The 13,075-nt window shown below is 50.3% G+C and carries 11 protein-coding genes; 7 read left to right on the top strand and 4 right to left on the bottom strand.

Features of this window, described 5'->3' with window-relative positions:
• Nucleotides 1-65: 65 nt before the first annotated feature.
• Nucleotides 66-1,040: a porphobilinogen synthase gene (gene hemB, locus GFC06_RS22525; protein WP_016151991.1), complete on the bottom strand. Its 975-nt coding sequence runs from the start codon at nucleotides 1,038-1,040 to the stop codon at nucleotides 66-68.
• A gap of 509 nt (nucleotides 1,041-1,549) precedes the next feature.
• Here hemB and ehaB point away from each other — a divergent pair.
• Both ehaB and iprA read left to right on the top strand, forming a co-directional pair.
• The gene (gene ehaB / locus GFC06_RS22520; RefSeq protein WP_153690680.1) at nucleotides 1,550-4,474 is read left to right on the top strand and encodes an autotransporter adhesin EhaB; all 2,925 of its coding nucleotides are present in this window, start codon (nucleotides 1,550-1,552) and stop codon (nucleotides 4,472-4,474) included.
• Between the two features lie 89 nt (nucleotides 4,475-4,563).
• On the top strand, nucleotides 4,564-5,187 hold the full coding sequence (gene iprA / locus GFC06_RS22515; protein ID WP_047497841.1) for a hydrogen peroxide resistance inhibitor IprA: 624 nt from the start codon (nucleotides 4,564-4,566) through the stop codon (nucleotides 5,185-5,187).
• Nucleotide 5,188: 1 nt separating this feature from the next.
• On the opposite strand, the gene ampH is transcribed toward iprA, so the two are convergent.
• Nucleotides 5,189-6,346, bottom strand: coding sequence for a D-alanyl-D-alanine-carboxypeptidase/endopeptidase AmpH (gene ampH, locus GFC06_RS22510; RefSeq protein WP_047497838.1), 1,158 nt, complete (start codon nucleotides 6,344-6,346; stop codon nucleotides 5,189-5,191).
• A gap of 383 nt (nucleotides 6,347-6,729) precedes the next feature.
• On the opposite strand from ampH, the gene sbmA reads away from it, so the two are divergent.
• Entirely contained in the window at nucleotides 6,730-7,950 is a 1,221-nt protein-coding gene (gene sbmA, locus GFC06_RS22505) for a peptide antibiotic transporter SbmA (protein WP_049282012.1), read from the top strand.
• A gap of 16 nt (nucleotides 7,951-7,966) precedes the next feature.
• Complete coding sequence (locus tag GFC06_RS22500) at nucleotides 7,967-9,070, top strand: DUF1615 domain-containing protein (RefSeq protein WP_153690679.1); 1,104 nt, start codon at nucleotides 7,967-7,969, stop codon at nucleotides 9,068-9,070.
• Here the strand turns inward: GFC06_RS22500 and GFC06_RS22495 are convergent.
• Nucleotides 9,055-9,378, bottom strand: a complete 324-nt coding sequence (locus tag GFC06_RS22495; protein WP_016151998.1) for a DUF2755 family protein — start codon at nucleotides 9,376-9,378, stop codon at nucleotides 9,055-9,057. The genes GFC06_RS22500 and GFC06_RS22495 overlap by 16 nt on opposite strands.
• A 263-nt stretch (nucleotides 9,379-9,641) precedes the next feature.
• Here GFC06_RS22495 and GFC06_RS22490 point away from each other — a divergent pair, with 263 nt between their 5' ends.
• On the top strand, nucleotides 9,642-9,863 hold the full coding sequence (locus GFC06_RS22490; RefSeq protein WP_019076140.1) for a DUF2754 domain-containing protein: 222 nt from the start codon (nucleotides 9,642-9,644) through the stop codon (nucleotides 9,861-9,863).
• Between the two features lie 25 nt (nucleotides 9,864-9,888).
• Here the strand turns inward: GFC06_RS22490 and ddlA are convergent, their stop codons facing one another.
• Complete coding sequence (gene ddlA, locus GFC06_RS22485; protein ID WP_103766482.1) at nucleotides 9,889-10,983, bottom strand: D-alanine--D-alanine ligase; 1,095 nt, start codon at nucleotides 10,981-10,983, stop codon at nucleotides 9,889-9,891.
• A gap of 301 nt (nucleotides 10,984-11,284) precedes the next feature.
• On the opposite strand from ddlA, the gene GFC06_RS22480 reads away from it, so the two are divergent.
• Nucleotides 11,285-12,481, top strand: a complete 1,197-nt coding sequence (locus tag GFC06_RS22480) for a multidrug efflux MFS transporter (RefSeq protein WP_046275379.1) — start codon at nucleotides 11,285-11,287, stop codon at nucleotides 12,479-12,481.
• A gap of 249 nt (nucleotides 12,482-12,730) precedes the next feature.
• Nucleotides 12,731-12,973 carry a sigma-S stabilization anti-adapter protein IraP gene (locus GFC06_RS22475; protein ID WP_016152002.1) on the top strand — a complete coding sequence of 81 codons (243 nt, stop codon included), beginning with the start codon at nucleotides 12,731-12,733 and terminating at the stop codon, nucleotides 12,971-12,973.
• Nucleotides 12,974-13,075 lie beyond the last annotated feature (102 nt).

The raw sequence follows: 13,075 nt of genomic DNA, 5'->3' as shown, positions 1-13,075 counted from the left end.
TTCATTTACCGGGCCTACGACCTGTAGGTCCGGTAAAGCGAAGCCGTCATTAGGCAACAAAGTGATTAGCGCAGGATTTTTTTCTCAGCCAGATCCAGTGCGAAGTAGCTGAAGATCAGATCCGCGCCAGCGCGTTTGATCGAGCCTAAGCTTTCCAGCACCACTTTCTCTTCATCTATTGCACCCGCGAGGGCTGCAAACTTGATCATCGCGTATTCACCGCTGACCTGATAAGCGCCAATCGGCAGCTCGGTGCGCTCGCGGATATCGCGCAGAATATCGAGGTATGCGCCAGCCGGTTTGACCATCAGGCAGTCTGCGCCCTGGGCTTCATCCAGCAGCGATTCGCGGATCGCTTCCCGACGGTTCATCGGGTTCATCTGATAGGTTTTACGATCGCCCTTCAGCGCGGTACCTGCGGCTTCACGGAATGGGCCATAGAAAGAAGAGGCAAATTTGGTGGAGTAGGACATGATCGCGGTATCGGTAAAGCCCGCGGCATCCAGCGCCTGGCGAATCGCCTGCACCTGGCCGTCCATTGCGGCGGAAGGGGCGATGAAATCTGCGCCCGCAGCGGCGGCAACGACCGCCTGTTTGCCGAGGTTGGCAAGGGTTAAATCGTTATCAACGCCGTGCTCGCATAATACGCCGCAGTGACCGTGCGAGGTGTATTCACAGAAGCAGGTGTCGGACATGACGATCATCTCCGGTACGGTCTGCTTACAGATACGCGACATGCGCGCCACCAGACCGTCTTCTTTCCAGGCATCGCTGCCGGTGTCATCGGTGTGATGAGAAATGCCGAAGGTCATAACCGAGCGGATGCCTGCATTAGCAATGCGTTCAATTTCGCGCGCCAGATGCTTCTCTGGAATGCGCATCACGCCGGGCATGGCCTCGATAGCTTTGTAATCGTCGAGTTCTTCTTCAACAAAGATCGGCAACACCAGGTCATTTAAGCTGAGTGTTGTCTCTTCAAACATAGCGCGCAGCGCAGGTGATTTGCGCAGGCGGCGAGGGCGTTGGATTAGGTCTGTCATGGTATGCCTGATGTTTGTGGAATCGAAGGCCGTAGTATACCCGAACCTGAGGGTGGGTGGTTTACGAAAGTTGGCGTTATATCTGGATTTTCCATGGTGGAAGGCTGAATCATTAGAGCAATTTATTCACATTTATGGCAAATTATTCATATTCATTATTTTGTTTGTTTCTATTTTATTATTTTAAATATCGATGCGTTTATTTTTATAGATCTTGAAATAATTCCATTTCATTTATTGTTTATTTGTTTGGGTGAGTGGTGAGTTATTTATTAATTATATGCTTCAGAAATGTCTTGTGAGATATTTCATTGAAAGAATGAGTTTTTTTGTCTTTTGTGTCAGAGGCGAGGGTATTCGTAGTGTTGTCCGGTTTCGGACGACTAGCAAAGAATAATTGAACCTTTCCTTTGTGAAACCGCATAATCGTCCCCGCGAAACATAAAATGTTTTCTTTGCATTGATAATTGATGGATCAACTATATTACGTCCCTGAGGAGGGATGACAAATGCACACTTGGAAAAAGAAACTTGTAGTCTCACAATTAGCATTAGCCTGTACTTTGGCAATCACTTCTCAGGCGAATGCTTCTACTGATATTTCTGGGACGACGTACACAACGTTCACCCATTATAATGACGCATCACATGTTGATGACGTTTACTTCGATGGCTATGTCGGTTGGAACAATTACGGCACTGATAGTATTTATAACGGTGATATTTATCCGGTAATCAATAACGCTACTGTCAACGGCGTTATTTCTACTTATTATCTGGATGATGGACTGTCAACCAACGGCAATTATAACAGCCTGACGATTAAAAACAGTACCATTCACGGTATGGTGACATCCGAATGTATGACCACGGATTGTACTAACCGTACGGGTACCGACTATTACTACGATCGTCTGGCGATGAACGTCATCAATTCTACTATCGATGACAACTACGAACATTATACCTACAACGGTACCTATAATGACGTGGCTGATACGCACGTTGTCGACGTTTATAACCTGGGTACGGCTATCACTCTGGATCAAGAAGTTGATCTGTCTATCACCAACAACTCTCACGTTGCGGGTATTACCCTGACTCAAGGTTATGAGTGGGAAGATATTGACGATAATACCGTCATCACCGGCGTAAACAGCGGCGAAGTGTTTAACAACACTATCGCTGTTACCGACTCTACCCTGACCTCCGGTTCCTGGTCTGATGAAGGAAGATCCGGCTGGTTTGGTAACACCAGCAATGCGAGCGACTACAACGGTAACGGTTGGAACGCGAATGATATCGCATTGGCGGTTATTGCTCATCCCGATGCAGATAACGCGATGCAGACCACCGCCACGTTTGATAACGCTACGCTGATGGGCGATGTGCTGTTCTCCAGCAACTTTGATGAGAACTTCTTCCCGAACGGTGCTGATACATACCGTGATACCGATGCCGATCTGGATACCAACGGCTGGGATGGTACTGACCGTCTGGATCTGACCCTGAACCACGGCAGCAAGTGGGTTGGTGCGGCAATGTCCGTCCATCAGGTTGACGTTGATGGTGATGGCGTTTACGAAAGCTATGCTGAGGGCACTGAAGCCACCGCTACGCTGATTGATATCGCTGCCAACAGCCTGTGGCCTTCTTCAACCTACGGTATCGATAGCGACACAACCTCTTATGACGAAAATGGTCATGTGGTTGGCAATACCGTTTATCAGAGCGGTCTGTTCAACGTGACGCTGAACGGCGCTTCCCAGTGGGATACCACCAAAACTTCTCTGATTGACACTCTGAGCATCAACAGCGGTTCCGTTGTCAACGTGGGTGATTCTGCGCTGGTTTCTGACTCCATCTCTCTGACCGGTGCTTCCGCACTGAACATCAATGAAGATGGTCGTGTTGCGACTAATACGCTGTCTATTGACAACAGTACCGTAACGATTGCTGATGATGTCTCTGCAGGCTGGAATGTGCTTAATGCCGCGCTGTATGCCAATACCATTAACGTCACCAACAACGGCGTTCTGGATGTGGGCAACAGCACCGGAAACGCGCTGCAGGTTGATACCCTGAATCTGACCAGCTACACCGACGCTTACAACCATGTTAATGCGGGTGTTTTCGACATCAACAGCGCTAACTATGTGTTGAATGCTGACCTGACCAACGATCGTACCAACGATACGCGCCAGGCTAACTACGGTTATGGCGTGATCGCGATGAACTCTGATGGTCATCTGACTATCAACGGTAACGGCGATTCCGACACCTCAGGCGATCAGTCTGAAGTTGATAACTACGGTGATCAGGTAGCAGCGGCAACCGGTAACTATAAAGTTCGCATCGATAACGCCACTGGCGCAGGTTCTGTTGCTGATTACAACGGTAACGAGCTGATCTACGTTAACGACACGAACAGCACCGCAACCTTCTCTGCAGCCAACAAAGCAGACCTGGGTGCTTACACCTATCAGGCTCAGCAGCAGGGTAACACCGTTGTTCTGCAGCAGATGGAGCTGACCGACTACGCGAACATGGCGCTGAGCATTCCGTCTGCCAACACCAATATCTGGAACCTGGAACAAGACACCGTTGGTACTCGTCTGACTAACGCGCGTCATGGCCTGGTAGATAACGGTGGTGCATGGGTGAGCTACTTCGGCGGCAGCTTCGATGCGGATAACGGCAACATTAACTATGATCAGGATGTTAACGGCATCATGGTCGGTGTTGATTCCAAAATCGATGGTAACAACGCTAAGTGGATTGTCGGTGCTGCGGCAGGCTTCGCGAAAGGTGACATGAGTGATCGTACCGGTCAGGTAGATCAGGATAGCCAGACTGCCTATATCTACTCTTCTGCTCGTTTTGCGAACAACATCTTTGTTGACAGTAACTTAAGCTACTCCCACTTCAACAACGATCTTTCTGCCAGCATGAGCAACGGTCAGTATGTTGATGGCAGCACCTCTTCTGATGCCTGGGGCTTTGGCTTGAAACTGGGTTATGACCTGAAGCTGGGTGACGCAGGTTACGTAACCCCTTACGGTAGCGTATCCGGTCTGTTCCAGTCTGGTGATGACTATAAGCTGAGCAACGACATGAAAGTTGACGGTCAGTCTTATGACAGCATGCGTTATGAACTTGGTGTAGATGCGGGTTATACCTTCGCCTACAGCGATGACCAGGCGCTGACCCCGTACTTCAAACTGGCCTACGTTTACGACGACTCTAACAACGATTCTGATGTAAACGGTGATTCTATCGACAACGGCGTAGAAGGTTCTGCGGTACGCGTTGGGCTGGGTACTCAGTTCAGCTTCACCAAGAACTTCAGCGCGTACACCGATGCTAATTACCTCGGTGGCGGTGATGTCGATCAAGACTGGTCTGCAAACGTTGGTGTTAAATATACCTGGTAACAACTTTCTCGCAGAGAAATAAAAGGTAATTTAATTTAGAATAATGCCCGTCACGGATTTGACGGGCATTTATTGCAAGGAATGCGCACATGCTATCTTCAAATAAACCTCTTCTTGAGTTTGGTAAGCTTGATAAATGTTTAGCGAAATATGGTAAACACTTTGAGTGTGAGAACGATAAAGAAATAATTTATTCCGGTGATATTAATAGTGATGATACTTTCGTTATTTTAAGTGGTGTTGTTTCCTTGCGTAGAGGGGAAAGCGTGCTGGTCGGGATTGCACAGGCACCTTTTATTATGGGCCTTTCTGATGGCGTGATGAAAACAGATGTACAATACAAATTAATAACCGAAAGTAATTGTACAGGATACCACCTGCCTGCTTCGCAAACGATAAATATAATTGAACAATGCCAGCTTTGGCGTGAAGCCTTTTGCTGGCTGGCATGGCAAAACTCCATGTTTGAGTTGCGCGATCTGCAACTGATCGGCAATAACTCCTACGATCAGATCCGCGCGACGCTGATATCCATGACAAAATGGGACGACGTACTGCGTTCGCGTATCGGCGTCATGAACTATATTCACCAACGCACGCGAATTTCACGCTCAGTTGTCGCTGAGGTTCTCGCGGCATTGCGTAAAGGTGGTTACATTGAAATGAATAAAGGCAAACTGGTGAGCATTAACCGTTTGCCTTTTGAGTATTAAGTCAGGATGCAGGAATAACCTGCGGTTTGTTCCCGCTCAGCTCAGCAACCAGATCGTTGATACCGTCGCTCATATTGGTAAAGCGGGTTAGCGGAGAGCGGGTCACCACGATAAATGCCCCGACGTTTTGCTGCGGGATCATCGCCATATAGGTAATGAAGCCGCCGCCGCCACCAGTTTTTTGAATAATTCCTGGTCGCCCATTCTTCGGCGCCATATAGACCCAGCCCAAACCCAGCGCATCGGCTCTACCCGGAACATCCATCCCTATCACTTTGGTTAACTGCGTACGCTGATAAATCAGCGTCTGCATACGGTCGGCCTGCTGGCTACGATGGTAAAAATCAGATGAGAGATACTGCTGCATCCAGCGCATCATATCGCCGGGCGTTGAATAAACACCGCCGCTGCCCATTGCCGCCAGGGTATTGTTGCAAGGACTGGCGCCTTTTTCCGCGACCATCAGGCGTCTGCATTGATCGGGGGATGGGGTAAAGGTGGTGTCTTTCATCCCCAGCGGACGGGTAATTTTTTCTTCAAACAGCTGCGGATAAGGCTTTCCGGATGCGGTTCCTAGCGCATCGGCCAGCAGGTCAAACGCCAGGTTGGAATAAGAAGCCTGCGAGCCCGGTGCGGTTTTAAGCGTGGCGGTTGAGAGATAGCTCCAGCGCTGTTCACGGGTTGGCCAGACAAACACTGGGCGCTTCGCCGCGCCGCCAGGTTGTTCGCGCGGTAGCGCGCTGGTATGCGTCGCCAGATTCACCAGCGTAATCGGCGTGCCCTGATAAGTTGGCACGCGCGCGCCAGGCGGCGCATATTTGCTCAATGGATCGTTGAGTTTAACCGTACCCTGATCGAGTAATTTCACCAGCATTTCGCTGGTCATTAATTTAGTAATAGAGGCAATTCGAATAACGGAATCCAGCTGCGGATGAACGTTATTGCCAGGGCGTGTTTCGCCGAAGCTGCGAAATACGCGCTGGTTACCATCAATCACCACGAGCGCCATCCCCGTAGCACCGCTGCCGTAAAATATATGGTCGGCATAACGATCGACGATATCAGAGGCGAAGACCGGATCGGTTATAGGCTGTGCCGCCTGGACAGATGTCAATGACGCCGCACACAGCGCGGCAGAAAAAAGCAGACTACGTTTCAACGGTGGTGTCCATGAGTTAGAGAAAGTGAAAAAGGATGTCGTGCGTATGCGTATTTATACTACTCATCGGCGTATTGCAAAGCGCTTATCAGCCAATGATAGTGTGAAAAACGTAACGATGAGTAAACGCGAGCGTTTCCCGGATTACGGATGTTCGCTTTTGTGATCTCACGCTGTGATAATCTGCACTTGCTGGAACGTTGTCGAGTGTGAAAATCACAGAAACAATTCTTCATACCCGGGTGCGAACTAAGTGCCGCGGTTTTGGTCACACTTGTCGGTTTCAGCTTGTGTTTTTGGGCGTAAGCCGTCTGGCCGCCGCACTCCACGGTGGCAAATACACAGCAGTCGTCATAACGATAAGAAGTTAGCAGGAGAGCACTATGTTTAAGTCTTTTTTCCCAAAGCCGGGGCCGTTCTTTATTTCGGCATTTATTTGGGCACTGGTCGCCGTTGTATTCTGGCAAGGAGGTGGGGGAGCCTGGGTTGCGCATATTACCGGCGCGTCGGGAGACGTACCGATTAGCGCGGCCCGATTCTGGTCACTGGATTACCTGATTTTTTATGCGTATTACATCCTTTGTGTTGGTGTGTTCGCGCTGTTCTGGTTTATCTACAGCCCGCACCGCTGGCAGTACTGGTCCATACTGGGCACGTCGCTGATTATTTTCGTGACCTGGTTTCTGGTTGAAGTTGGCGTCGCCGTCAACGCCTGGTATGCGCCATTCTATGATCTGATTCAGTCCGCGTTGAGTGCGCCGCATAAGGTGAAGATTGAGCAGTTCTATCATGAAGTAGGCATCTTTCTTGGCATTGCGCTGATTGCCGTGGTCATTGGGGTGATGAACAACTTCTTCGTTAGCCACTATGTATTCCGCTGGCGTACCGCAATGAACGAACACTATATGGCGCACTGGCAGCATCTGCGTCATATTGAAGGCGCGGCGCAGCGTGTGCAGGAAGATACCATGCGTTTTGCCTCCACGCTTGAAAATATGGGGGTCAGCTTTATCAATGCGATTATGACGCTGATTGCCTTCTTACCTGTCCTGGTCACACTCTCAGCCCATGTGCCGGACCTGCCCATTGTTGGACATGTTCCTTATGGCCTGGTGATTGCCGCGATTGTCTGGTCGCTGATGGGAACCGGCTTGCTGGCGGTAGTCGGGATCAAACTTCCGGGGCTGGAGTTTAAAAACCAGCGCGTGGAAGCGGCCTACCGTAAAGAACTGGTTTACGGTGAAGATGACGCTAATCGTGCGACCCCGCCGACGGTGCGTGAACTGTTCCATGCGGTGCGCCAGAACTACTTCCGCCTCTATTTTCACTATATGTACTTCAATATCGCCCGCATTCTATACCTGCAGGTTGATAACGTTTTCGGCTTGTTCCTGCTGTTCCCGTCGATTGTTGCCGGTACGATTACGCTCGGCCTGATGACGCAAATCACCAACGTGTTTGGCCAGGTGCGCGGTTCGTTCCAGTATTTGATTAACTCCTGGACAACGTTAGTCGAACTGATGTCTATTTATAAGCGTCTGCGCAGCTTTGAACGTGAGCTTGATGGCCAGGATATTCAGGAAGTTACCCATACGCTTAGTTAATAAAAAAGGAGATGTTATGTCGACGGTTTCCCGTCTTTACCCCTTGTCCGGTCTGGCCGCTCTGGTGCTGGTGGGATGTAGTAGCCAACCCGCGCAGCCGCTAAAAAAAGGGGAGAAAGCCGTCGATGTGGCGAGCGTGGTGCGCCAGAAAATGCCCGCCAGCGTGAAAGACCGGGACGCATGGGCGCAGGATTTAGCGAAGACGTTTGAAAGCCAGAAGCTGGCGCCGACGGTTGAAAATATCTGTTCGGTGCTGGCGGTCGCGCAACAGGAGTCAAACTATCAGGCGGATCCGGCCGTTCCAAACTTAAGTAAAATCGCCTGGAAAGAGATCGACCGGCGCGCCGAGCGTATGCATATCCCGCAGTTTGTGGTGCATACCGCACTGAAGATTAACTCGCCAACGGGGAAAAGCTACAGCGAGCGTCTGGATACGGTGAAAACGGAAAAACAGCTTAGCGCCATTTTTGATGATTTTATCAATATGGTACCGATGGGGCAGACGCTGTTTGGTTCGCTTAATCCGGTACATACCGGTGGGCCAATGCAGGTCAGTATCGCGTTTGCCGAGCAGCACGCCGACGGGTATCCGTGGAAAATGGCCGGAACAGTTCGTCAGGAAGTGTTCAGCCGCCGCGGTGGGCTGTGGTTCGGTACGTATCATCTGCTTAACTACCCGGCGAATTACAGCGCGCCAATCTTCCGTTTCGCCGATTTCAATGCGGGATGGTATGCCAGCCGCAATGCAGCTTTCCAGAATGCGGTCAGTAAAGCCAGCGGAGTGAAGCTGGTGATGGATGGTGATTTGATTCTCTACGGCAGCAGCGAGCCGGGCAAAACCGAGCTGGCGGTACGTAAACTGGCCGGGAAGCTGGGGATGAGCGAGAGTGAGATCCACCGCCAACTGCAAAAAGGTGACAGTCTGGCCTTTGAGGATACCGCGCTGTACGAGAAGGTCTATAAGCTGGCGGAAGCGAAGACTGGGAAAGCGCTACCCCGTGAAATGCTGCCAGGCATTCAGCTGGAAAGCCCGAAGATTACACGTAATCTGACTACCGCGTGGTTTGCGAAACGCGTGGACGATCGTCGGGCGAAATGTATGGGTCAGTCATCGTTATGATGACGGCGGCGCCAGCGCACGAATGCCGCGATGGCGCCAAGAATCAGACTTCCGGCAAGGAAAGGGACCAGCCCAAAAAGGGTACCGACGCCTAAGCCAATTTCAACTCGTGGGCGTCCTGTCTCTTGCATTTGCAACTGCATCAGCTGTTCATAGATGCCGGGAGCGTGGGCCAACAGATTTAAAACCTGCGCGCCTGCCCAAAAGCAAAACAGCACAAATACGGCATACGCAATGTTGCCGGGCAGGGAGGAGGTATCCCGATGCTTGCCCTTAAACAGGGATTTTGAGAGCGTAAAATCAGCCATAAAGACCTCCGGAAATAACCTGCTTTTTTGACGTGATGCCTGGAACTGACAGTGAGTCTGACAGGTGATCGGCAATGTCAATATCAGAATGATGGTAATTTCAGGTAGAGATTATTCCTGGATCTCGGTTTTTTGCTGATTGTCACAATTAAGTAACCTTAAGTGAAATCAAGTTACATTTCAGAAATTCCGCACAGGCCACAGACGTCTATGAGGAAATGTGCGAGGATGCGCTTTCACGTTGTATTTCCACCGGAGCCGTTATGAACCTGCCTGTTAAAATTCGCCGAGACTGGCACTACTATGCCTTCGCTATTGGGCTCATCTTTATTCTGAACGGTGTGGTCGGCTTACTGGGTTTTGAAGCGCAGGGATGGCAGACCTATGCGGTGGGGTTGGTGACGTGGGTGATTAGCTTTTGGCTGGCCGGATTAATTATCCGTCGCCGCGTGGAAGATGAAGAAGAAGCAAAGGATGCCCAATAGCTCTCGATCAGGCATCCAGGCGGGTTTACATACTGGTTTTCAACGCGCTATCCGCCGCATGACGTTCCAGCGCCAGTTCGATCAGGCGAGTGATCAAATCGGTATAGCCTAAGCCGCTCGCCTGCCACAATTTTGGATACATGCTGATGTTGGTAAAGCCCGGCAGCGTGTTGATCTCATTGATCACAACATCGTTCTCTGCGGTTAAGAAAACGTCCACGCGCGCCATACCGGCGCAGCCCAGCGCCTGATAAGCCTGAATAGCAATGTCGCGGATCTTATCGTTAACTTCCGGTGCGATCGCTGCCGGAACAACCACTTTGGCACCGTTATCGTCAATGTATTTGGTGTCGTAAGCGTAAAAATCACTGTTCAGCACGATCTCGCCACAGGTACTGGCCTGCGGTTGATCGTTGCCCAGCACCGCGCATTCGATCTCGCGGCCCTTGATCCCTTGCTCCACCACGACTTTATGGTCGAATTCAAATGCCAGCGCGACGGCCTGATCGTATTGCGCTTCGCTGGTCACTTTACTGACGCCAACGGACGAGCCCTGGTTGGCTGGTTTCACAAACAGCGGCAGGCCAAGGCGGGATTCCACCTCGGCAAAGCTGATGCGGTTGCGATTAGCGCGAGTGAGCGTAATAAATGGCGCGATGTTTAATCCGGCATCGCGCAGTAGACGTTTGGTCACGTCTTTATCCATACAGGCCGCAGAACCCAGGACATCAGAACCGACGAACGGCAGATTCGCCACGCGCAGCATACCCTGCAGAGAGCCATCTTCACCCAACGTGCCGTGTACGATCGGGAAAATAACATCGACCGTTGGCAGTGGCTGACCGTTTTGCGCATCGATCAACTGGTGCTCTTGTTTACCCGGGACCTGAGCCAGGCTGGTCGCGGAAGGACGCAGCGCAATATGCGCTGGATCATCTGAATTGAGCAGATAGTTACTGGCATCGCTAATGTGCCATTGTCCTTGCTTATCAATACCTAACAGCACAACGTCAAAGCGAGTCTTGTCGATGGCATCGACAATATTTTTTGCCGATTGCAATGACACTTCATGTTCCGCTGATTTACCACCAAATACGATTCCTACCCGCAACTTTGCCATCTTAAAAACCCATTCCATGAATGCAAAGCACATACATTACCACGACAAAACGCAGGTTTCCTCGGCTTCTGGCAGATTGTTTTGGTGGGCAACAGAGGAACAGATAAGCGCAAACGCGCAGAACGGACGCGGAGCATAAACCCCTGCTGATATTGTGGGGTTGATGTGAGGTATATCACAAATATGATGAGCGGGAAGATAAAATCCTAAACTGTGATATATCGCACCTGTGGACCCTTATTTGGCTAAGTAATTTGTTAAGCTACTCACAGTTTTCAGCTACTTATCGTTATGAGTCCCTATGGAATCCTGGAGAGTCAACCTCATTTCCGTATGGTTCGGTTGCTTTTTCACCGGCCTGGCAATCAGCCAAATCCTGCCTTTTTTACCGCTCTATATCTCCCAACTGGGGGTAAGCTCCCATGAAGCACTCTCAATGTGGTCCGGCTTAACGTTTAGCGTCACCTTCCTGATTTCAGCCATCGTCTCTCCGATGTGGGGGAGTTTAGCCGACCGTAAAGGACGCAAGCTAATGCTGCTGCGGGCCTCTTTGGGTATGGCGATTGCGATTTTACTGCAGGCCTTTGCCACTAACGTCTGGCAGCTTTTTCTGCTGCGTGGGGTCATGGGGTTAACGTCTGGCTATATTCCCAATGCGATGGCGCTGGTAGCCTCACAGGTTCCGCGCGAACGCAGCGGGTGGGCGCTGAGTACGCTCTCGACGGCGCAAATTAGCGGCGTTATTGGCGGACCACTGATGGGGGGCTTTATTGCCGACCACGTTGGCTTACGGGCGGTATTCTGTATTACCGCGGCCTTGCTGGTAGTGAGTTTTCTGGTCACGCTGTTCTTAATCAAAGAAGGTGTGCGCCCGACAATCAAAAAAAGCGAACGCCTGAGCGGGAAGGCCGTCTTTGCCTCGCTGCCTTATCCGGCGCTGGTGATCAGCCTGTTTTTTACTACGATGGTGATCCAGTTGTGTAACGGCTCAATTGGGCCGATTCTGGCGCTGTTTATTAAATCAATGGTCCCAGACAGTTCTAATATTGCTTTTCTCAGCGGGCTGATTGCTTCGGTTCCGGGCATCTCGGCGCTGATTTCTGCGCCCCGGCTAGGTAAATTAGGCGATCGTATTGGGACCGAGCGGATTTTAATGGCAACGTTAATCTTCGCCGTCGTGTTGTTTTTCGCCATGTCATGGGTCACTACGCCGTTGCAGTTGGGGATCTTACGTTTTCTGCTCGGCTTTGCCGACGGCGCGATGTTGCCCGCGGTGCAGACGCTGCTGGTAAAATACTCCAGCGACCAGATAACCGGGCGCATTTTTGGTTATAACCAGTCATTTATGTACCTCGGCAACGTAGCCGGGCCATTAATGGGGGCAACGGTTTCGGCAATGGCGGGCTTTCGCTGGGTGTTTATTGCCACGGCGTGCATTGTGCTTATCAACATCTGGCAACTGGCTATCGCGTTGCGACGTCGGCGCTGCGCACGCTGAGTATCTGATTAACAACGCTGCCCGCAAGCGTTGTTAATCCATCATTATGCATTTATATATCCAGGTGATTATTAATCCCCTTACCCTTTTATATGGAATAATTCTGCGCTAAGACTCCTTCCCCCTTATTTTGTGTTGTGATTGTTTTCGCAAAACGTTTTATTTCTTATGAAAATACAACTTTCATCCTCTAGGCAGTTGTGAGTCTTAATGATAACGTGGCCTATATTTGGTTAAGGGAATACGTAAATGAAAAATCTCGTTACTGAGTTGTTACTTAAGCTCGCCCAAAAAGAAGAAGAGTCGCAAGAACTGACGGCGCAGGTTGAAACGCTGGAGCAGGTAATCATCGAAATGCTGCGCAATATGACGTGTAACGATCGGCAAATATTTATTCGCCAAATTGAAGGGGCTTTGGCTGGAGAAGGCCGTATGCCTGCGTTTCTGACCAACGTTCATAACGCTGGCGAGAGTGTGCCAAAAGCGTTTTGAGTAATCCGTGGTGCGTCATCCACAAATTATCATAAAAGTGTCACATCAAATACTTATAGTCGCTTTGTTTTAATTTTACCGTATTTATACATGGAGAAAATA

Source organism: Citrobacter braakii (assembly GCF_009648935.1).
GTDB lineage: Bacteria > Pseudomonadota > Gammaproteobacteria > Enterobacterales > Enterobacteriaceae > Citrobacter > Citrobacter braakii.
This window is presented reverse-complemented; position numbering and strand designations above follow the sequence as displayed.